General features: G+C 65.4%; 17 protein-coding genes. 2 read left to right on the top strand and 15 right to left on the bottom strand.

The genetic code is table 11. The features are described from left to right. The 7 genes from DMO17_RS17520 to DMO17_RS17490 form a co-directional block, all read right to left on the bottom strand. The coding region (locus DMO17_RS17520) for a pilus assembly protein TadG-related protein (RefSeq protein ID WP_110683761.1) at positions 1 to 923 on the bottom strand (923 nt) is incomplete at its 3' end. A gap of 13 nt (positions 924 to 936) precedes the next feature. Further along, positions 937 to 1,206, bottom strand: a complete 270-nt coding sequence (locus DMO17_RS17515; protein WP_110683760.1) for a hypothetical protein — start codon at positions 1,204 to 1,206, stop codon at positions 937 to 939. A gap of 13 nt (positions 1,207 to 1,219) precedes the next feature. Beyond that, positions 1,220 to 2,689 (bottom strand): type II and III secretion system protein family protein, encoded by a 1,470-nt coding sequence (locus tag DMO17_RS17510; protein WP_110683759.1) that lies wholly within the window; start codon positions 2,687 to 2,689, stop codon positions 1,220 to 1,222. A 78-nt stretch (positions 2,690 to 2,767) separates the two neighbouring features. After that, the gene (gene cpaB, locus DMO17_RS17505) at positions 2,768 to 3,562 is read right to left on the bottom strand and encodes a Flp pilus assembly protein CpaB (protein ID WP_110683758.1); all 795 of its coding nucleotides are present in this window, start codon (positions 3,560 to 3,562) and stop codon (positions 2,768 to 2,770) included. Between the two features lie 12 nt (positions 3,563 to 3,574). Continuing rightward, positions 3,575 to 4,894, bottom strand: a complete 1,320-nt coding sequence (locus tag DMO17_RS17500; protein WP_110683757.1) for a P-loop NTPase family protein — start codon at positions 4,892 to 4,894, stop codon at positions 3,575 to 3,577. A gap of 12 nt (positions 4,895 to 4,906) precedes the next feature. Next, positions 4,907 to 5,422, bottom strand: coding sequence for an A24 family peptidase (locus DMO17_RS17495; RefSeq protein ID WP_110683756.1), 516 nt, complete (start codon positions 5,420 to 5,422; stop codon positions 4,907 to 4,909). Positions 5,423 to 5,436: 14 nt separating this feature from the next. Beyond that, positions 5,437 to 5,643, bottom strand: a complete 207-nt coding sequence (locus DMO17_RS17490) for a Flp family type IVb pilin (RefSeq protein WP_110683755.1) — start codon at positions 5,641 to 5,643, stop codon at positions 5,437 to 5,439. 386 nt (positions 5,644 to 6,029) lie between these two features. Here DMO17_RS17490 and DMO17_RS17485 point away from each other — a divergent pair, with 386 nt between their 5' ends. Then, on the top strand, positions 6,030 to 6,902 hold the full coding sequence (locus tag DMO17_RS17485; protein WP_110683754.1) for a response regulator transcription factor: 873 nt from the start codon (positions 6,030 to 6,032) through the stop codon (positions 6,900 to 6,902). A 20-nt stretch (positions 6,903 to 6,922) separates the two neighbouring features. Beyond that, a complete protein-coding gene (locus DMO17_RS17480; RefSeq protein WP_181418807.1) occupies positions 6,923 to 8,980 on the top strand; it encodes a sulfatase-like hydrolase/transferase in 2,058 nt (685 codons plus the stop codon). Here the strand turns inward: DMO17_RS17480 and ligA are convergent, their stop codons facing one another. From ligA to DMO17_RS17440, 8 genes are all read right to left on the bottom strand, one after another. Next, on the bottom strand, positions 8,981 to 11,338 hold the full coding sequence (gene ligA, locus DMO17_RS17475; RefSeq protein ID WP_110683752.1) for an NAD-dependent DNA ligase LigA: 2,358 nt from the start codon (positions 11,336 to 11,338) through the stop codon (positions 8,981 to 8,983). It lies immediately after the preceding gene. Positions 11,339 to 11,405: 67 nt separating this feature from the next. Beyond that, positions 11,406 to 12,215, bottom strand: a complete 810-nt coding sequence (gene zipA / locus DMO17_RS17470) for a cell division protein ZipA (RefSeq protein WP_110683751.1) — start codon at positions 12,213 to 12,215, stop codon at positions 11,406 to 11,408. 174 nt (positions 12,216 to 12,389) lie between these two features. Next, the gene (gene smc, locus DMO17_RS17465; protein ID WP_110683750.1) at positions 12,390 to 15,878 is read right to left on the bottom strand and encodes a chromosome segregation protein SMC; all 3,489 of its coding nucleotides are present in this window, start codon (positions 15,876 to 15,878) and stop codon (positions 12,390 to 12,392) included. Positions 15,879 to 16,037: 159 nt separating this feature from the next. Continuing rightward, the gene (locus DMO17_RS17460) at positions 16,038 to 16,352 is read right to left on the bottom strand and encodes a hypothetical protein (RefSeq protein WP_110683749.1); all 315 of its coding nucleotides are present in this window, start codon (positions 16,350 to 16,352) and stop codon (positions 16,038 to 16,040) included. Beyond that, a complete protein-coding gene (ccmI, locus tag DMO17_RS17455; RefSeq protein ID WP_110683748.1) occupies positions 16,349 to 17,545 on the bottom strand; it encodes a c-type cytochrome biogenesis protein CcmI in 1,197 nt (398 codons plus the stop codon). Before ccmI ends, DMO17_RS17460 begins: the two co-directional genes overlap by 4 nt. Then, positions 17,542 to 18,027, bottom strand: coding sequence for a cytochrome c-type biogenesis protein (locus DMO17_RS17450; protein ID WP_110683747.1), 486 nt, complete (start codon positions 18,025 to 18,027; stop codon positions 17,542 to 17,544). The genes ccmI and DMO17_RS17450 overlap by 4 nt, the downstream gene beginning before the upstream one ends. Then, positions 18,024 to 18,557 (bottom strand): DsbE family thiol:disulfide interchange protein, encoded by a 534-nt coding sequence (locus tag DMO17_RS17445; RefSeq protein ID WP_110683746.1) that lies wholly within the window; start codon positions 18,555 to 18,557, stop codon positions 18,024 to 18,026. The genes DMO17_RS17450 and DMO17_RS17445 overlap by 4 nt, the downstream gene beginning before the upstream one ends. After that, positions 18,554 to 20,527 (bottom strand): heme lyase CcmF/NrfE family subunit, encoded by a 1,974-nt coding sequence (locus tag DMO17_RS17440; protein ID WP_110683768.1) that lies wholly within the window; start codon positions 20,525 to 20,527, stop codon positions 18,554 to 18,556. The genes DMO17_RS17445 and DMO17_RS17440 overlap by 4 nt, the downstream gene beginning before the upstream one ends. Positions 20,528 to 20,532: the final 5 nt, after the last annotated feature.

The raw sequence follows: 20,532 nt of genomic DNA, 5'->3' as shown, positions 1-20,532 counted from the left end.
TTGCCGAACAGGATGGTCGAGCCGTCATCAGCCAGGCTGAAGCTGCCGGAATTGCCGGTGCCGCCCTCCTGGCCATGATCGGTTACCAGATCCGGGGGGTAGTCGTCGGCGTCATAGCCGCCGCTGTAATCACCGAAACGGGTGTTCAGGCCCTTGACGGAGGGGCCGACGGTATTGCCCGGTTTGGTCTGCACATTCTCGCCGATCTGCGGGCAAAGGGTGCCGCCTCCGGCCATCAGGTCGCCAACCGTCTTGCCCCCGGAGCCGAAATCGAGCAACTGGAAATTGCCCGGACCTATGTTGGCATCGTTGTGCGAGGCCGACTTGAGCACCTGAAGCGCACCGAAGTCGAAGCCGAAGTTCGCTTGCCCAGGTTCGCCGCAGACCATCACCGGAGCCAGTTCGCAGGGGCTGGTCGGGCTGGGGCCTGCCGTGGCGATAGCGGCTACGGCCTTGTCCGCCGGGTTGCCGAACATCTGCAGGACACCCCAGAAGAACCCTGCCAGCGGGAAGTCCGGCACGGCTACCCGCACGTAGCGCGCATCGCTGCCGGCACTCGTCGCGAAGGGGCCGTAGACGCTTGCCGAGAAGGTGACCAGAGCCAGGTCGCTGACGCCAGCCAACTCGGCATTGCCGGAAGCGGCTGCGTTCAGATCGAGTGTCAGCGTCACCGCGGCCTGGGCGGCAGAGGCCCCGGCGCTCATGTCGCCGCCGACATATTCGCTCAGGGTCTTAGCCCCACTGAGTGCGGCGGCGTCCACCGCGCTCTGCAGGCGGGTCTTGTTGACCAGCATGTGCCCGCCATCCAGGGCCAGGGCGGACATCAGCAGGATGGACACCAGGGCGATGACGATCAGCACTATGGCAGCGCCCCGCTGACGTTGTGGCAGCGCGGTGGAGCGGCGCGGCTTGCGGGGGCTCATGGTGCAGGCTCCTCTAGTCGATGTTGATCTGGATGGGCTGGCTTACCTGCTTGGCATCGCTGGTCTTGCCCCGATAGCCGTCCAGCACGCGCTCGGTCAGCGGCCCGTCGGTTCCCACCGCCGAGGGTGCGCTGCCGGGATTGGCAGCCCGCTCCTTGTCGGCGATCTGCTCATAGTTGGTGGCGTACACGCTCTGTCCCAGGTGACCGACACGCCCCTCGTCGTAGGTCATGCATCCACCCAGCACAACGGCCATGACACACAGCAGATTTAGCGTCTTCATCGTGGCGTCTCCGTTATTTGAGGTCATGGCCGAAGCTGCTGCCGGTGACACCCAGGCTGACCGGCACGGCACGATCGGGGCCGTCACCCTTGGTCTTGCCGAGCAGGTAGAAATCGAGATCGCTGGGCTCGACGAAACGCTCCGTGGGCAGACGTACCAGCTTGGCATCGACCGGCTTGGCGATATGCGGGGTCACCAGTATCACCAGCTCGGTTTCGCCCTTGATGAACTCCTGACTGCGGAACAGGTGGCCGATCACGGCAATGTCACCGAGGCCTGGGAAGCGGCTGACCAGATCGCGGGTGCTCTCGTTGATCAGGCCGGCGATGGCGATGGTCTGACCATTGGCAAGCTCCACCGTGGACTGCGCGCTGCGCTTGGTCAGCGAGGGAATGACCTGGCCTACCCCGTCGCCCAGCGGCGTATCCAGGCCGGTGTCCAGGACCAGGGCATTGGCGTTGGAGATCTCGCTGACCGAGACATTCAGGTTCAGGTTGATACGGTCGGCATCCAGCACCACCGGCAGGAAGCGCACGCCGACGCCGAACTCCTTGTACTCGATGGTGATGCCATCCTCTTCGGTGATCGGTACCGGGAACTCGCCTCCGGAGATGAACTCGGCCTGCTGGCCGGTCAGGGTGACCAGTGTCGGCTCGGCCAGGACCTTGGCCGAGCCATTGTCCTTGGCCGCCTCGAGCACCACGTCGAAGAGGAAGCTGCCGGAAGCGAACTGGGCCAGGAAGCCCTTGCTGTCGCGCAGCAGGCCATCCTCGAGCAGCGAGGAGCCACCATTGAAGGTGCCGATGTCCCAGTTGCCGGCTTCGCCGATGGCCAGGAAATTCACCCCGAGACGCTTGACCAGGTTGCGTTGCATCTCGGCCACCTTGACCTCGAGCATCACCTGCTGGCCACCGCCCACACTGAGCAGATTGACCACCTCCAGCGACTTGCTGGGGCCCGCCTTGGCATCCTGCCCCTCGCCCTGGGCAACGCTGACGCTCTGGGCCGCATAGCTCTTGGCGATACTCATCGCCGAGTCCATGGCGGCCGCGCTGCTGACCTGGCCGCGCAGCACCAGGGCACCCTGAGCGCTGAACACCTCGATCTTCTCGTTCGGCAACAGCTGGTAGAGCTTGCTCTTGAGACCGCCGAGATCGTGCACGACCTCCAGGTCGAGACTGTCGATCAGCCTGTTGTTGCCGTCCCAGAGCAGCACGTTGGTGCTGCCCAGAGCACGCCCGAGCAGGTAGAGCTGGGATGGGCTGGTGATCAGGATATCGGCGATGTCCGGGTTGCCGACCGAAATGCGCTTGACCGGCACCCGCGTGCTGAGCACCCGGGACTTGTAGATCGGTACCTGGATACTGCCGTCATTGAGCGCCGGCATCACGCTGACGGCCGCCTTCTCGGCTGCCTGCAACTGGGTCACCACCAGGCTCAGGCCCAAGAGCAACGCCGAACCCATCACTCGAATGCTTTGCATGTCCCTCTCCTTGCCGGGCCGCTTGTCCCGTATGCGCGGGCTCGGCCCGCGAAGCCTGTCTCGCCAGGGCGCTGGCGCCTACAAACGCACGTTGGCCACTGCAGTGCCGCGAATCACCGTCACCCCTGCTCCCTCGTTGCTGCGCCGTACCACCGGCTTCGGCTGGGGAGCCGGTGCCGGGGCCGGCTGAGCGGCAACAGGCGGGGGTTCGGGCGGGCGCTTCTGGTTGTCCAGCGGGTTGCGCAGGGCCAGCTGCAGGCGCCCCTCAGCCATCGCCTTGACCAGGATTTCGGCCTCCTCGGGAGTCATCTCCAGGGTGACCGCACGCACCACCACGGGCTGGGTCTTGTCAGTGCTGGCGGTCTGGTCCACGGCCAGCACGCGCAGGTCCTCGAGGATGGTCTCGGCCTGGGCATTGGCATTGCCGGTCTTCTTGGTGGCCAGTACATCCACCCGGTTACCCGGCAACAGGAACCCGGCCACCCCGACCACATCGTCGACCCGGACCGAAATGGCGCGCTTGTCGGTTTCGATCAGCGAGGCCAGGGTGCTGCCGCCCAGGTGCTCGGCCAGCCGGGCACTGCGCAGGATGTCTCCACGCAGCATGGAGAAGGTGGCGATCTTGCCGATGGCCTTCTCCGGACTGTCGAACGAGTCGTCGGGAGCCGTGGCCTTGGGCATGCGCACCATGGTGATGTGCTGGGCCTCGATCATGGTGCCGAAGGGAATTTCAACGGCTGCCACCATCACTCCGCGCATGTTGTCATCGGGAGCGGCGCTGAGCCGCTCGCTAAGCCAGTTGTTGGCCATCCAGGCGGCCCCCAGCCCGAGTACCACGGACAGGACCACCAGCGTGAGAGTACGAGAACTCATGTCTGCATCTCCTCAGCCGAGAAAATCGAGTTGCACGAAGTAGTTGTGCCATGCCCACTCGAGCTCCCGAGGCGACAGCGGCCCGGGACTATCGAGGTAGCGTTGGCGGTCCAGCGCCATGCCGAGCAGATCGCGCGGATGACAGGGCACCAGTGGCATGCCCTCCGCCTCGTACAGCCCCTGCAGGACGTAGCGCAGCAGGATCGGATCGAATGCGATGCCGAGCCGCTCGCACTCCTGCCGCCAGATGCGCTCGTAGTCATCCGGCTTGAGGTAATCGAAGTGCAGCTTGTAGCCGATGCGCCGCAGGAAGGCCTCGTCGGCCAGCTCCAGCGGGTTCAGGTTGGTGGAGAACACCAGGATCAGGTCGAACGGCAGTTCGCAGTGCCGGCCGCCACCAAGGCTGAGGAAGTCGCGCTTCTCCTCCATCGGCACTATCCAGCGGTTGAGCAGCTCCGCCGGCGCCATGCGCTGGCGCCCCATGTCGTCGATGATGAACATGCCGTTGCTGGCCTTGAGCTGCAGCGGTGCCTGGTACTGGCGGCTGTAAGGGTCATAGCGGACATCCAGCTGCTCCATGGTCAGCTCGCCGCCGGTGATCACGATCGGTCGCTTGCAGCACAGCAGCCGGCGGTCGATACCCTCGTCCAGCAACAGTGGATTCTGCTGCGGATCTTCCAGGCTCTGGTGCACCTGGGGGTCGTAGACCTCCACCACCGACTCGTTGATGACGATGGCATAGGGCACCCATATGGCCTCGGCGAACAGGCGGATCAGCTTGGTGCTGATGTAGGTCTTCCCGGTACCGGCAGGGCCGTAGATCATGATCGCCCGACCGGAATTCATCGCCACGCCGAGCTGATCCAGCATGCCCTCGCTGAGGACCACGCCCCCGAAGGCCGATCGCATGTCGCGTGACGTGATGTTGCCATGGTGGATGGTCTGCACCTTCAGCAACGAGCGATAGGCGCTCACCGGGAAAGGTGCCGCCCCCAGGTAGCCGCTGCGCTCGAGGGCATCGCGCGCCGAGACCCTGCCACGTTCGGTCAGGCCATAGCGCAGCGCCTGTCCCCCTGTCTGCCCCAGCACCTCGATGCGTCCCTGCTTGCGCAGGAACTGCAGCACCTCTTCCACCACTGCGCCCGTCAGTGCCAGGCGCTCGACCAGGCGCGGCAGGTCGAGGACGCCGGCATCGTGAAGGTGCTTGCACAACAGATCGCCGAGAAAGTTCTCGTTCAGGCCGGTGTCACGGATGCACTTGGGCTGAGGTGCAAGCTTCTGGACGGCCTCGCGCTCGCTGGGATAGGCGTTACTGTCGCTGATGGCGTACATGATTCCCCTCCCTCACCAGGGCCGCAGCGGTAGCCAGTAGAGACTGGCCACAGTCCCCAGCAAGATGGCCAGGGCGAAGGGGAAGCGCAGCTGCGAGGCATCCCCGGCCTGCGCCGGTACGTAGGCACGCAAACTGGCCATGGCCCAGTAACGCTGCGCGAATCGGAACAGCTGGCCGCGCCACAGAAGGATCAGGATGCCCATCAGGCTGCCCGCGATCAGCGTCAGCGCGGCAGCCCATGCCACGCCCAGTGGGCCGAGAAAAGCGCCGACCACGGCCATCAGCTTCACATCGCCCGCCGCCATTCCCCCCATCGCATAGAAGGGCATGAACAGCGCCAGGCCAGCCAGTGCGCCATAAATCGCCTGGGCCGGACTGCCTGACAGCAGGTACTGGCCGAGCAGCCCGGCAAGCAGGCCAATCAGCACGAAAAGATTGGGAATGCGGCGGCAAGCGACATCGCTCGCCGCCGCGAGCATCAGCAGAGCCACCAGCCAATACTGCATCGACATCTGCCAAGCATTCATGGTGGACGACCCGACTAGCAGGGAGTGACGGAGCCGTTGCTCGAGCTCACTGCGCCGCAGAGCTCGCGGATATTGTCATCCACTGCACCGCCCAACAGGTTGAACGCAGCCACCACCGCCAGAGTGATCAGCCCCCCGGCCACCGCGTACTCCACAATCGTCAGGCCTTCTTCATCCTTCAGGAACCTCACTACCGAGGCTTTGACAGTATCGAATTTCATCTCGCTCACCTCTTCAACTGGATCAACGCCAAGCTGGCTGGCAGTCGCGCCTCATGCCCGACCTGTTCCTGACGCTAGTGAAGGCTGGCTCGATGGGTTAGGAGTTTTTTGTCGATCACTAGGAGTTTTTTGCTGCTTCCTCGCATTCGGCATGAATGCCATGCGTGTGCTCCTGCACCCCATTCGCATGCGACAGACGGCAGCCCGTGCGGCAGCCTCTGGCAAGTTTCCGCCGAAGTGCTTCCCTATATGTTTCAAATAGTTGTCATGTCTCCACGGAGCGGTTATCAAAAAAATGACGGATATTGCCATTCGGTATTTGCACTAGTGGCACTGTGACAATACTGCTCAAGTGGGGCGAGAGAAAAAGGCGCAGAGCTAAGGTTATGAAGTCGGACTTGGCCAAAGCACAACGCAGACCATTCCTGTTGTGGATGGATCTGACTCATGATCGTTCGGCAGACGAGCTGATCGCGCAGTTTCGTTCGACCTGCGATTGCCGCCTGGCCAAGGACTCGACGATCTCCGGGCGTGACTCGGGGCAGCCGCCGGACATGATCTGCATGCACTTCGACAGGCCCGATGCTCTGGGGCTGAACCTGCTGCTGGAAGTCAAGCGCACGGTCCCCTCGATCCCCATCAGCATGTTCACCGTCCAGCACTCCGAGGAGTTGGCCGTCTGGGCCATGCGCTCAGGCGTCTGGGAGTACGTGGCACTCCCGCTCTGTGGTACCGAGAAGAGCCGCTTCCTCAGGGCTCTGGAGCGACTCTGCCAACTGCGCTGGCAGGAGGATGTACATGCCCGGAAGCTGCAGATCGAGCGCAGCAGCAACCTGCCGGACAGCATTCGCCTGACCAAGGAGCACCAGAAGCACCATGCTCTGCAGAAGGCCGTGAGTTACATCGACCAGCACTATCAGGAAGGTATCGACCAGAAGGACCTGGCCCAGCGCTGTGGCATGACTCCGTTCCGTTTCTCCCGTCTGTTCAAGGAGGTGCTGGGGCTGGGCTTCATGGAGTACGTGCTGAACAAGCGCATGGAACTGGCCAAGGACCTGCTCGCCAATAGCCAGATGCCGGTCACCAGTATCGGCTACGAGGCGGGCTTCAAGGACCCCTCCTACTTTGCGCGCGCCTTCAAGCAATGCCTGGGCTGTACCCCCAGCGAATACCGCACTGAAAGCCGGCCTCGGGAGATGCCGCGCTTCATGGGCGATGACGAAAAGGCGGGCAACAACGAAGCGCCCAGGGCCTCATGACGCAGGAGTGAATGCAGGCCATGACGATGGAACCCGGCAGGCATCAAGGCAGCTCCGTAGCCTCCTGGCGCCTCTGGCTGGGGGGAACGGTATTCCTGCTGCTGCTCAGCCTGGTCTACCTGCTGTTAACCAGTGCGCCGAAACTGCACATCCTGCTGAAAACCCGGGTTTATGAGTCGATCTTCTCCGGCGGACTGCTTCACTCCCAGTTCGCCTTCGACATGCTGTGGTTCGCCGTGGCGTTCATCCTGCTGCACCTCCTACTCGCCGCGCTGATCCTGGGTTGCTGGCGCTGGCTGTCACCACGCTGGCTTGCCAGGGAAAGAAGCGGATACAGCCTGTTGCTGGTATGGGGCGTCGTACTCGCGCTGGTAGCCAACAGGTGCTTCTTTCCGCAGAGCTTCTTCTCTGGCAGTGAGGAGGCTGGCCCTGTGCTCTGGGCCCTCTTGTGGGGCGGTAGCGCACTCTGGCTGGTGCTGCTACTAGGCGGAGGGATGCTGCGCAAACCCGTGTGGGCGCTGGCACTCATAGGCGTTCTGGCCGCCTGGCTGCCCTGGCCGGATAACCTGGTCACAGACGACGGGCCCAGAGTGCTGCGAGCTCATCCCGATGTCATCATCGTCGGCTTCGACTCCCTGCGCCCGGATGTGATTGGCGACACCTACACGCCACACCTGCAGGGTTATCTGCGCGACTCCGTGATCTTCCCCGATGCGGTGACGCCCCTGGCACATACCTACCCAGCCTGGATGAGCATATTGACTGGCGTCTATCCGGTTCGCCACGGGGCACGCTTCAATCTGATTCCGGACAGCTTCCTGGATCCGCAGTACAGGACCCTCCCCCAGTATCTGAAAACACTCGGCTATCAAAGCATCCTGGCGATGGACGAACGCCGCTTCGCCAATATCTCAGGCCAGCATGGCTTCGACCGAATAGTCGGCCCAGACGTAGGTGCGGGGGATTTCATGCTCGGTGCCACCTCCGACACCCCCGTGCTGAACTTCGCTCGCCAGACCTCGCTGGGTCGCCACCTCTTTCCTTACATCCACAACAACAGAGCGGCCTACAACGCATACCGCGGCTCGGTATTCGTCGACAGTGCAGCCGCCGAACTGGTCGGTATTCCTGTCGAGACCCCCGCTCTAGCTGCCGTGCATTTCTGCATGGCTCACTGGCCTTATGCATTCGTTCCCAAGCGCGCTCTTGCAGAGGAACGCTTCAAGCGTTTCTCTCCTGAGGTCTACAGCGATGAGTACTACCTCAACTACCTGAAAGCCGTCAGCGAAGCCGACGCGCAGTTCGGTCGTTTCATGGCTCAACTGAGGTCTGCCGGCCGTCTCGACAATGCGCTGATCTTCTTCATTTCGGACCATGGAGAATCCTTCTCGACCGATGCCCTGGACCTGGCCGGCACAAGAAGCGATGAGAACAGGTGGCAGTTGTCGGTCAATGGGCACGGAACCCATGCCACGCTCCCCGCCCAGTACCGGGTCCTGCTTGCCATGCAGGTCTATCGGAAGGGTAAACCGACGCTCTCCAGCACGAGTCTGTCGGTCGACAGGCCGGTCGGGCTGATCGATATTCTGCCTACGACTCTCGACCACCTCGGGCTGTCTCCAGATGCCAAACCCGATGGCCTGTCGCTATTCCAGTCTGCCCCCACGCAGCGCGATTTCTTCGTCGAATCGGGATTCTCGGTACCCGCCGTCCGCAGCAACGACCCCGACCCCGACCAGGCACTGCAGCAAGGTATCGGCTATTACCGAGTCCGCCCGAGCGGCGAAATCGAGCTGAAGCCGGAATGGATTCCTGCGCTCATCGAGCGCAAGGAATACACACATATCGGCACAGGCGACATGCTTACCTACGGCAACTATGACGAAGAGCGGGTCGGCTTCCGCCTCCTCGACCTGCGTAACGCGACATGGCAGAAAGTGGATGAGCGCGCCCCCGCCGAACTACTGGCACGGGCACGGAAGCTCTGTCAGCAATTCGCCGGTGACCCCCGCCTGACCAGAGAGCCCGTCTGCCGGCAGACGCTGGTGGTGCAAGACACCGATCAGGCCGCACGTTAATCAGCCCGGATGTTGGGCCAGAAGGTCGATGAACGCGGCCTCGTCCAGCACGCGAACCCCCAGCTCACCGGCCTTGGCCAGCTTCGAGCCAGCCCCTGGCCCTGCCACCACGCAGGTGGTCTTGGCCGACACCGAGCCGGCCACCTTGGCGCCCAGGCTCTCCAGCTTCTCCTTTGCCTGGTCGCGGCTCATGACTTCCAGGGTGCCGGTCAGCACCCAGGTCTGGCCGGCCAGCGGCAAGCCATCGACCACCTTCTTCTCGCTCGCCCAGTGCATGCCGAACTCGCGCAGCTGCGCCTCAATGCGCAAAGCGCGCTCGGCGTTGGCCGGGATGTCGAAGAACTCGCGCAGCGACCTGGCGGCCTTCTCGTTGAGGCGCTCGACCTGGCGCAGGTCGAGCCAGTCGGCGTTGATCACGCCTTGCAGACTGCCGAACCTGGCCGCCAGCTTCTCCGCGCCGGTGGCGGCGATGAAGGGGATGTTGAGCTTGTCGATGAAGCCCGCCAGGGACGCGCAGGCGGAGAACTCGGGACTGAGATCGCCCTCCTCCTGCAACTCGATGCCACGGGCCAGCAGGTCATCGATGACCTTGAGGTTGTGCGCGTCCTCGAAGAAGTTGCGAATTTCCGAGGCCACTTCCAGGCCGACGTCCGGCAGGTAGGTCAGCACTTCCGGCAGGGCCACGCGGATGCGCGCCAGCGAGCCGAGGGCACGGGCCAGCAGTTTGGCGGTCTCCTCGCCTACGTCCGGAATGCCCAGGGCATAGATGAAGCGCGCCAGGGTCGGTCTAGCGCTATCGCGGATTGCCGCCAGCAGGTTGCGCGTGGACAGGTCGGCGAAGCCTTCCAGAACCACCACCTGCTCGTAGGTCAGGGTGTAGAGGTCGGCCGGCGAGGCCACCAGGCCGGTATCGACCAGCTGCTCGACAATCTTGTCGCCCAGGCCCTCGATGTCCAGGGCACGGCGCGAGGCGAAGTGGATGATCGCCTGCTTGAGCTGGGCGGCGCAGGACAGACGACCGACGCAGCGATAGACCGAGCCCTCGCTGGTGGTTTCGCGGCCCTTGCTGCGTTTGACCAGCTGGGTGCGCTCGACAGCCGAGCCACACACCGGGCACTGCTCGGGCACCTGCACCGGGCGGGCATCGGTCGGGCGGCGCTCGGCCACCACCTGCATCACCTGCGGGATCACGTCGCCGGCGCGGCGGATGATCACGGTGTCGCCGATCATCAGGCCCAGGCGCGCGACCTCGTCCATGTTGTGCAGGGTCGCGTTGGAGACGGTGACGCCGGCCACCTTGACTGGTTTCAGGCGCGCCACCGGGGTGACGGCGCCGGTGCGGCCGACCTGGAACTCCACATCGAGCAGCTCGGTGAGCTCCTCCTGGGCGGGGAACTTGTGGGCCAGAGCCCAGTGCGGGGTGCGCGCGCGGAAACCGAGCTGCTGCTGGTCCTCGATGTTGTTGACCTTGAATACCACACCGTCGATGTCATAGGGCAGCGCCATGCGCCGCTCGCCGATATCGCGGTAGTAGGCCAGGCACTGCTCGATGCCGCGCGCCAGCTTCAGCTCGCGGCTGATCGGCACGCCCCAGGCCTTGAGCTGTTCGAGCATGCCGACCTGGGTGGCCGGCAGCTCGCCGCTGACCTGGCCGACGCCGTAGCAGCAGAACTCCAGCGGGCGGCTGGCGGTGATCTTCGGATCGAGCTGGCGCAGGCTGCCGGCGGCCGCATTGCGCGGGTTGGCGAAGGTCTTGGCGCCGCTCTCGGCCTGGCGCGCATTCAGTTCGTCGAAGCCGGCCCTGGGCATGTAGACCTCGCCGCGCACTTCCAGCACAGCCGGCCAGCCCTCGCCCTTGAGCTTCAGCGGCACGTTGCGGATGGTGCGCACGTTGGCGCTGATGTCCTCGCCGGTGCTGCCGTCGCCGCGGGTGGCGCCGCGCACCAGCTGGCCATCGCGGTACAGCAGGCTGACGGCCAGGCCATCGAGTTTGGGCTCGCAGCTGTATTCCACCTCGGCGCCGCCACCGAACAAGTCGCCGCCAGAGAGGCCGAGGCCACCCTGCACGCTGCGGTCGAAGGCGCGCAGGTCCTCCTCCTCGAAGCCGTTGCCCAGGCTGAGCATGGGCACCTCGTGGCGCACCTCGCCGAAGGCGCTGAGCGCCTCGCCACCGACGCGCTGGGTCGGCGACTCCGGCGTCACCAGCTCCGGATGCTCGGCCTCCAGCGCCTGCAGCTCGCGGAACAGACGGTCATACTCGGCGTCGGGCACGCTCGGCTCGTCCAGCACGTAGTAGCGATAGTTGTGCTCATCCAGCTCGGCGCGGAGCTCGGCAATGCGTTGGGCGGCGTCGGTCATGGCTTGGGTCCTGAGAAACGACAAGAGCAGCCTAGGCTGCTCTTGGGGTTGCATGGGGGTGGAGCGCTTAGCGTTTGCCGGCGAGCTGCTTCTTGCGCTCGAACTCGACGATACGCTGGCGATAATGCTCGATGGTCTGCGCGGTCATCACGCTGCGCTGGTCGTCCTTCAGCTCGCCGTTCAGCTCGTGAGCAAGCTTGCGCGCGGCGGCGATCATCACGTCGAAGGCCTGCTTCGGATGGCGCGGGCCCGGCAGGCCGAGGAAGAAGCTCACCGCCGGGGTGTAGAACAGCTCGAAGTCGTCCAGGTCGAAGGTGCCGGGCTTGACGCCGTTGGCCATGGAGAACAGCACTTCGCCGTTGCCAGCCATGCTCTCGTGACGGTGGAAGATGTCCATCTCGCCGAAGCGCAGGCCGCTCTCCAGGATGTTCTGCAGCAGTGCCGGGCCCTTGAAGCCCTCGGCATCGCGGGCGATCACATTGATCACCAGCACTTCCTCGACCGGCGCCTGTTCCTTGGGTTTGGCGGCCGGCTTGTCTTCCTCTTCCTCGACCGGCGTCAGCAGCGTGGGCACAGGCTCGTCAGAATCCAGATTGAGGTCGCCCTGCTGCGGCTCGAGGTTGCGCCGGCGATTGATCTCGCTGGCGCTCATGCTGGGCATGTCGGCTTCGTTGAATTCGGGTTCGCGCTTGCGATCGATGACCCGCGCCGGGCCCAGCAGATCGGGGTCGGCATCGTCGTCGGGCAGATTGCTGAAGCTATGGTCGAGCTTGAACTTCAGCTTGCCGCTACCGCCCCGCATGCGGCGCCAGCCGTCGAACAGAATGCCGACGATGACGATGACACCAATGACGATCAGCCAATAGCGCAGCTCCATGAAACTCCCAAGCCCCTGAACGATGAAAATGTAATGAAAATAAGGGCTTCCTGCCCCTTTGGAACGCGAACAACTGTATGTTTTTACAGGTGATTTTCGCGTGTAACAAAAGTGAGGCCTAAGCTAGCACGACGAACGGTAAATGTGCACCGTCGCAAGGCATTTCCTGACTTTTCAGGCCTCGACCAGGGTCATGGCCTCCTCGACATCCACCGCCACCAGACGCGAGCAGCCCGGCTCGTGCATGGTCACGCCCATCAGCTGATCGGCCATCTCCATGGCGATCTTGTTGTGGGTGATATAGATGAACTGCACCGTCTCCGACATTTCCTTGACCAGCCGCGCATAGCGGCCGACGTTGGCGTCGTCGAGCGGCGCATCCACTTCGTCGAGCATGCAGAACGGCGCCGGATTCAGCTTGAAGATGGCAAACACCAGGGCCAGCGCGGTCAGCGCCTTCTCGCCGCCGGACAGCAGGTGGATGGTGCTGTTCTTCTTGCCCGGCGGCCGCGCCATGATCGCCACGCCGGTATCCAGCAGGTCCTCGCCGGTCAGCTCCAGGTAGGCATGGCCGCCACCGAAGACCTTGGGGAAAAGCGCCTGCAGGCCGGCGTTGATCTGGTCGAAGGTCTCCTTGAAGCGGTTGCGGGTTTCCTTGTCGATCTTGCGGATGACGTTTTCCAGGGTCTCCAGCGCCTCCACCAGGTCGGCGTTCTGCGCATCCAGGTAGCGTTTGCGCTCGGACTGCTGCTGGTATTCGTCGATCGCCGCCAGGTTGATCGCGCCCAGCCGGGCGATGCGCCCGGCCAGTTGCTCCAGCTGCTGGTCCCAGGCTGCCTCGCTGGCGTCGCTGGGCAGGGTGGCGAGCACCCCGTGCAGGTCGTAGCCGTCTTCCAGCAACTGGTCCTGCAGGGCCTTGCGCCGCACGTTGAGGCCCTGCCAGTCCATGCGCTGCTGCTCCAGCTGGCCGCGCAGCAGTTGCGCCTGCTGCTCGGCCTGGCTGCGCCGCTTCTCGGCATCACGCAGCTCGCGATCGGCATCTTCCAGGGCCAGACGGGCGAGCTTGAGCTCGTCCTCCACGCCCATGCGCTTCTCCAGCAGCTCTTCGAGCTTCATGCGCAGCTCTTCCAGCGGCGCGGCACCCTCCTCCAGGTTCAGCGAAAGCTGCTCGCGGCGCTCGATGGCGCGCTCGAACTGCAGCTCCAGACGCTCCAGCGCCTGGCGCGTGGACTCGTGCTGAGCCTTGATCGAACCCAGGCGCACGGCCAGCTGGTGGGCATGATCCTTGTGCTGGCGCGCCTCCTGGCGCACCCGGTCGAGCCGCTCGCGCAGCTGGTCGCGAGTGGCCAGCAGTTGCTCGCGCTGCTCGGTATCGGTGGCCATGGCGTCCAGCGCATCCTGCAGCACCAGGCGCGCTTCGCCCAGCTGCTCCTGCTCCAGCTCGCGCTGCTCGGCAGCCTCCTCCTGCTCTTCCTCCAAGCGGCGACGGCGCAGCGCCAGTTGCTCGGCCTTGGCCTGGCCGGCGGAAAGCCTGGCTTTCAGCTCGCCCTGGCGACGTGATTCGTCCTGCACCAGGCGGCGCTGTTGCTCACGCACCTCTTCCTGTTGGCGCTGGCCGGCCTGCAGGCGCTGCAGGTTGTCCTCGAGATCGGCCAGGGCCGCCTCGCGTTCGTCGCGCTCGCCCTGCAGGCGCTCCAGCTCCTGACCACGGGCGAGCACGCCACTCTCGGCCTCGCTGGCACGGCGCACACGCAGGAAGTGTCGGCCGACCCAGTAGCCGTCACGGCTGATCAGGCTCTCGCCCTCGCCCAGCTGCAAGCGCTGGGCCAGGGCCTGATCGAGGCTCTCCACCGGGCGTACCTTGCCCAGCCAGGGCGCCAGGTCGATGCTGGCCTCGACCTTGTCCAGCAGGCTGCCAGCGACGCGGCCTCCACCGTTCTGCGGATTGACCAGACGCAGCTCGCCCTGGTCGAAACCGCCCAGGTTCAGATTATTGAAATCGTCCAGCAGCACGGCCTGCAGATCGGCACCGAGCACCGTCTCCACCGCCAGCTCCCAGCCGCTTTCCACGCGCAGGCCTTCGGCCAGGCGCGGACGGTTGTTCAACTGGTGTTCGCGCAGCCATTCGGCGGCGCCCTTGCCCGGGTTCAGCGCGGCCTGCTGCAACGCCTCCAGCGAGGCGATGCGGCCATTCAGCCGCTGCAGCTCGCCCTGGGCCTGCTGCTGGGCCTGGGTGGCCTGCTGCAGCTCGCCACGCAACTGTTCGAGGCGTTCGGCCTGGCCTGCTTCGGCGGCGTGCAGCTCTTCCAGCTGCAGCTCGCTGGCGGCCAGATGTTCGGCCAGCTCGAGGATGGCAGCATCTTCCGGATCGGCCGCCAACTGGGCCAATTCGTCGGCCAGGCGGCGCTGGCGCTCGGCCAGACGCTCCAGGCTCTGCTCCAGCTGGGCGATGCGAGACTGCTGTACTTCGGCCTGGCGGCGCGGCTCGGCGCTGCGCTGGTTGAAGCCTTCCCACTGCTCCTGCCAGCCATGCATGGCGCTCTCGGCCTCTTCCAGGGCGGCGGCGGACTCCTCGGCGGCGGCGCTGGTCAGCTCCTGCTCGGGTTCGAGCATGGCCAGCTCTTCCGCCAGGGTCGCCAGCAGGGTGCGGTCATGGCCCAGGTGCGATTCGGTCTCCAGACGCGCGCGCTCGGCCTCGTTGAGATCATCCTGCAGCTGGCGCAGGCGCTGCTGGCCGTGCTGGATGCTCTGTTCGACCCGGGCGATGTCGCCGCCCACGGAATAGAAGCGCGCCTGCACCTGGTTGAAGCGTTCGGACAGCTCGTGGTGGCCGTCGCGCAGGCGCTCGATGCTCGCGTCGGCGCTGCGCTGCTCGGCCACCAGGGCCTCGCAGGCCACTTCCTGGTCGCCGATCACCTGTTCGCGGCTACCGACCTGCAGGTTCAGCGTCTGCCAGCGCAGGGCCGCCAGCTGAGCCTTGAGCTGACGTTCCTCGGCCTTGTATTCCTGGTACTTCTCGGCGGCCTGGGCCTGGCGGTGCAGGCGTTCGAGCTGGCGCTCCAGCTCTTCGCGCAGGTCGGTCAGGCGCGCCAGGTTCTCCTGGGTGCGACGAATGCGGCTCTCGGTCTCGCGGCGGCGCTCCTTGTACTTGGAGATGCCGGCGGCTTCCTCGATGAAATTCCGCAGATCCTCGGGCTTGGCCTCGATCAGCTTGGAGATCATGCCCTGCTCGATGATCGAGTAGCTGCGCGGGCCCAGGCCGGTGCCGAGGAAGATGTCGGTGATGTCGCGGCGGCGGCACTTGGTGCCGTTGAGGAAGTAGGTGTTCTGCCCGTCGCGGGTGACCCGGCGGCGGATGGAAATCTCGGCGAACGCCGCGTACTCGCCCACCAGCGAGTTGTCGCTGTTGTCGAAGATCAGCTCGATGGAGGCCTGGGTCACCGGCTTGCGGGTGTTGGAGCCGTTGAAGATGACGTCGGTCATCGACTCGCCGCGGAGGTTCTTCGCCGAACTCTCGCCCATCACCCAACGCACGGCATCGATGATGTTGGACTTGCCGCAGCCGTTGGGGCCGACCACCGCCGCCATGTTGCTGGGAAAACTGACGGTGGTGGGGTCTACGAAGGACTTGAAGCCCGCCAGCTTGATGCACTTCAGGCGCATGCCGAGGCCTCCGCGAAGGACGGGCGGGAAATGCGCAGGACGAGGCGGTCCGCTGCCATGAAGTGCATGGAGATCCTTGTGACAAGGGGCGAAACGGGAAGTCGCGCGAGTGTATCACAGGGTTTTCCGCGGCCAAGGGCGAGCGCGGAGTGACGCCGCTCAGTGACCTAGGCTGCGCCCCAGAGCGGCCGGCACGCCGCTGCTGTCGGTGGGCTGCCAGGGCCCGCGTGGGCTGCTGGCCCAGCTCCAGCCGCGATCCCAGCGGTAGTAGACGCGCTCGCGGTAATACAGCTTGCTGCTGCCCTGGAGCACGTACACGCCCAGCGCCGGGTCCCAGTAGGCATTGCCGCCGGGTGGCGGCGCGTAGCGCGGATGGCTGTGCTGGCGTGCGGGCTCACCCGCCCCGGGCGTAATGGCGGGTTGCAGGGAGCAACCCGCCAGGGCCAGCGCCAGCAGTGCCGGGGCGAGCCTCAAGGGGCCTGCTCCGGGCTGTCGATCAGCAGCTGTTGCGGCTCGCGGGTGCTGCTGGATATCGGTTGGCCGCGTCCGACCCATTCACCCTGGGTGGCCACGCCGCTGCGCGAAACGCGGGCGACCAGCTGGATCTCGGGGAAGCTGGAGAGCTTGAGCTGCTCCATCATCGCGTCGGCATCGCTGAGCTCGATCTTGGCCGGCAGATCCGCCACGGTCAGGCGCTTGACCGCCAGCGGCATGGGCGGGCCGGAGGCGGCGCGGGCGAAGACGAACACCGCATCGCCCGGCTGCACCTTGGCCTTGAGCTCCGGCGCCAGGTCGACGCTGACGCTGATCACCGCCGCGCTCGGAGCCGCCGGTGCCTCGGGCAGCGACTGGCCGGCGGCCTGCAGCTGCTCACGGGCACGGTCGATGCCAATCTGGATCGAGGCGCGTGACGGGTCGTCCGCCGGCATCTGCGCCAGCAGGCGCTGCCAGTAGTCGACGGCATCGGCGAAGCGCTGGTCCTCGAAGGCGGCGATACCCAGCAGGCCGAGGCTGGTGACCTCGCCCGGGTCGCCCTTGAGCGCCTCGTCGGTCAGCGCCTGCAGCTTGCCGCCCCACTGCTTGCCGGCGGCGAAGTAGCGGGCCTGGGCCAGCTGGCCGAGCAGCTCAGGCGCACGCCCGGCGATGCGGATCACCTGCTCGAAGGCCTTGGCCGCCTCGGCGGCACGGCCCTCGCCCATGTAGATACGACCGAGGAAATACCAGGCCTCGGAAGAATCGGGATTGTCCTTGACTGCCTGCTCCAGCTGCGCGGTCATGCGCTGGATCGATGGCTGCTCCTGCATGGCCGCCAGCTGCTGGCTGGCGCCCCACTGCCAGTACAGGCCGAAGGCCAGGCCCGGCACGGCCAGCGCCATCAGCAACGGCAGCGCCTTGCCCAGGCGATGGATACGCCCGCCCCTGCCGCCCTCGGTATCGGCCAGCAGCTCGCGCGCAGCCTCGGCCTGGCCGGCGTCGAACTGTTCGACGGTCAGGATGCCCGCCTCGCGCTGGGCGGTGAGTTCGGCCAGACGCTCCTGGTACAGGGCGACGTTGAGTGCGGTACGGTCTTCCTCGGCCTGGGCGCGGCGGCCGCGCAGCACGGGAATCAGCAGAAAAGCCGTGCCGACCAGCAAGAGCAGGCCGACGGCGAGCCAGAATTCGATCATCTGTCTTGGGTATCCCGGTTTTCTTTCAGCAGAGCGTCGAGGCGCTCACGTTCGGCGGCGCTCAGGGCGACCTGCGCGGGCGCCCGCTCGACCTTGCGCCGGCGCAGCACCAGCACGCAGAGCACGACGGCGCCCAGGCCCAGCAGGCCGAAGGGGCCGTACCAGAGCAGCCAGGTGCGGCTGTCCAGCGGCGGCTTGTACATCACGAAGTCGCCATAACGCATGACCAGGAAATCGACGATCTCCTTGTCGCTGCGCCCCTCGTCGAGCATGCGGTAGATCTCGCGGCGCAGGTCGGTGGCAATCGGCGCATTCGAGTCGGCGATGTTCTGGTTCTGGCACTTGGGGCAGCGCAGCTCCTCGGTGAGGCTGCGGAAACGCTCACGCTCGACCTCGTCCTTGAACTCGTAGGTGTCGATGGCGGCGCGGGCCACGCCGACTAGGGAGAGGCCGAGCAGGCAGGCGATCAGCAGGCGTTTCACGGCTGGTCCTCCAGCAGCGCCTGGTAGCGCGGCGCCAGTTCCTCGCGCCAGACGCGCTCATCGATGGCGCCCACGTACTTGTGGCGGATGATGCCCTGGGCATCGATGAGGAAGGTCTCGGGCGCGCCATACACGCCCAGGTTGATGCCCAGCGAGCCTTGCGGGTCGGCGACATTGACCTGATAGGGATCGAGATAGTCCTTGAGCCACTGGCGCGCGGCCACGCTGTCGTCCTTGTAGTTGACGCCATGGATCACCACGCCAGCCTTGGCCAGCTGGTTGAGCATCTGGTGCTCGGCCTTGCAGGTCGGGCACCAGGTGGCCCAGACGTTGACCAAGGCCGGCCCCTTGAGGTCCTTCTCGGTGATCAGGCGCTGCTCGTCCTTCAGGTCGGGCAGGCTGAAGGCCGGCAACGGCTTGTCGATCAGCGCCGAGGGCAGCTCCTGCGGATCGAGGAACAGGCCGCGATAGAGAAACAGTGCCATGCCCAGGAACAGCGCCAGCGGCAGCAACAGGATCAGGCGTTTCATGCTGCAGCCTCCTTCAGGCCGAGAACGTCACGCACGCGGGTACGTACCTTGACCCGGTAGCGCGGGTCGAAGGCCGCCAGCAGGCCGCCCAGGCCCATCATCAGACCACCCAGCCAGATCCAGCGTACGTAGGGCTTGATGTGCACGCGCACGGCCCAGGCGCCATTCTCCAGCGGCTCGCCGAGGGCGACGTAGAGATCGCGGGTGAAGCCGGCGTCGATGCCGGCCTCGGTCATCGGCATCTGCTGCACGGTGTACAGACGCTTCTCCGGGTGCAGCACGGCGACTTCCTCGCCGTCCTCCAGCACGCGTACGGTGCCTTTGTCCGAAGTGAAGTTGGGGCCTTCGAAATGCTCGGCGCCTTCGAAGACGAACCGATAGCCGCCCAGCTCCAGCGACTCGCCCGGCGCCAGGCGCAGGTCGCGCTCGGCACTGCTATGGCTGACCAGCACCACACCGATGGCGCAAACGGCCATCCCCAGGTGTGCCAGATGCATCCCCCAGTAGCTGCTGGAGAGGCTGCGCATGCCCTTGAACAGGCCCTTGTGCCGACACTTGTCGAGCAGGTCGCGGACGCCGGCCAGCAGCACCCAGAAGGCCAGCAGGAACACCGCCAGCACGCTCCAGTGGAAGTCGCCGAAAGCCCAGCTGGCGATGAAGCCGAGGATCACGGCGCCGACCAGCACCGGGGTGAGCATGCCGAGTAGCCACTGCACCGGCGTGTCCTTCCAGCGCACCAGCACGCCGACCGCCATGACCAGCATCAGCAGCGCCATCAGCGGCACGAACAGCGCGTTGAAATACGGCGGGCCAACCGACAGCTTGGCGCCGGTCAGGGCATCCAACACCAGCGGATAGAGGGTGCCGAGCAGAATCATGGCAGCCGACACCACCAGAACCAGGTTGTTGCCCAGCAACAGGGTCTCGCGCGACCACAGGGCAAAGCCGACCTGGCTCTTGACCACCGGTGCGCGCAGGGCGAACAGCGCCAGCGAACTGCCAACCACGATCAGCAGGAACACCAGGATGAACACGCCGCGCTCGGGGTCGTTGGCGAAGGCATGCACCGAGGTGAGCACACCGGAGCGGACCAGGAAGGTGCCGAGCAGGCTCAGGGAAAACGCGGCGATGGCCAGCAGCACGGTCCAGCTCTTGAACACGCCACGTTTCTCGGTCACCGCCAGGGAGTGGATCAGCGCGGTGCCGACCAGCCAGGGCATGAACGAGGCGTTCTCTACCGGGTCCCAGAACCACCAGCCGCCCCAGCCCAGCTCGTAGTAGGCCCACCAGGAGCCGAGGGCGATACCGACACCGAGGAAGGCCCAGGCGACTATGGTCCAGGGCCGCGACCAGCGCGCCCAGGCGGCGTCCAGCTTACCGCCGAGCAAGGCGGCGATGGCGAAAGCGAAGGCCACCGAGAAGCCGACATAGCCCATATACAGCATCGGCGGGTGGACGATCAGGCCGAAGTCCTGCAGCAACGGGTTCAGGTCACGGCCATCGGCCGGACTGTTGGGCAGCAGGCGCGCGAAGGGGTTGGAGGTGATGATCAGAAACAGCAGGAAGCCGACGCTGATCATGCCCATCACGGCCAGCACGCGTGCCAGCATCTCGTCCGGCAGCTGGCGCGAGAAAATCGCCACGGCAAAGGTCCAGCCGGCCAGGATCAGTGCCCACAGCAGCAGCGAGCCCTCGTGAGCGCCCCACACGGCGCTGAACTTGTAGTACCAGGGCAAGGCGCTGTTGGAGTTCTGCGCCACGTAGGCCACGGAGAAGTCGTCGGCCATGAAGGCCCAGGTCAGGCAGGCGAAGGCGAAGGCCAGCATGGCGAACTGGCCCCAGGCCGCCGGTTGGGCCAGGCCCATCCACTGGCGGTCGCCCAGCCAGGCGCCGACCAGCGGCAGGCTCGACTGCACCACGGCCAGACACAGGGCGAGGATCAGGGCCAGGTGGCCCAGCTCCGGAATCATCAAAG

Source organism: Aquipseudomonas alcaligenes (assembly GCF_003205495.1).
In the GTDB taxonomy this organism is placed as follows: domain Bacteria; phylum Pseudomonadota; class Gammaproteobacteria; order Pseudomonadales; family Pseudomonadaceae; genus Aquipseudomonas; species Aquipseudomonas alcaligenes_B.
The sequence above is the reverse complement of the archived record's forward strand: the minus strand, read 5'-3'. Positions and strand labels throughout refer to the sequence as shown.

Coding starts and splice junctions, on each gene's coding strand:
- DMO17_RS17440 (WP_110683768.1), bottom strand. CDS start 20,527: ATGATTCCGGAGCTGGGCCACCTGGCCCTGATCCTCGCCCTGTGTCTG.
- DMO17_RS17485 (WP_110683754.1), top strand. CDS start 6,030: ATGAAGTCGGACTTGGCCAAAGCACAACGCAGACCATTCCTGTTGTGG.
- DMO17_RS17500 (WP_110683757.1), bottom strand. CDS start 4,894: ATGTACGCCATCAGCGACAGTAACGCCTATCCCAGCGAGCGCGAGGCC.
- DMO17_RS17510 (WP_110683759.1), bottom strand. CDS start 2,689: ATGCAAAGCATTCGAGTGATGGGTTCGGCGTTGCTCTTGGGCCTGAGC.
- zipA (WP_110683751.1), bottom strand. CDS start 12,215: ATGGAGCTGCGCTATTGGCTGATCGTCATTGGTGTCATCGTCATCGTC.
- DMO17_RS17495 (WP_110683756.1), bottom strand. CDS start 5,422: ATGAATGCTTGGCAGATGTCGATGCAGTATTGGCTGGTGGCTCTGCTG.
- ligA (WP_110683752.1), bottom strand. CDS start 11,338: ATGACCGACGCCGCCCAACGCATTGCCGAGCTCCGCGCCGAGCTGGAT.
- smc (WP_110683750.1), bottom strand. CDS start 15,878: ATGCGCCTGAAGTGCATCAAGCTGGCGGGCTTCAAGTCCTTCGTAGAC.
- DMO17_RS17480 (WP_181418807.1), top strand. CDS start 6,923: ATGACGATGGAACCCGGCAGGCATCAAGGCAGCTCCGTAGCCTCCTGG.
- cpaB (WP_110683758.1), bottom strand. CDS start 3,562: ATGAGTTCTCGTACTCTCACGCTGGTGGTCCTGTCCGTGGTACTCGGG.
- DMO17_RS17515 (WP_110683760.1), bottom strand. CDS start 1,206: ATGAAGACGCTAAATCTGCTGTGTGTCATGGCCGTTGTGCTGGGTGGA.
- DMO17_RS17445 (WP_110683746.1), bottom strand. CDS start 18,557: ATGAAACGCCTGATCCTGTTGCTGCCGCTGGCGCTGTTCCTGGGCATG.
- DMO17_RS17490 (WP_110683755.1), bottom strand. CDS start 5,643: ATGAAATTCGATACTGTCAAAGCCTCGGTAGTGAGGTTCCTGAAGGAT.
- ccmI (WP_110683748.1), bottom strand. CDS start 17,545: ATGATCGAATTCTGGCTCGCCGTCGGCCTGCTCTTGCTGGTCGGCACG.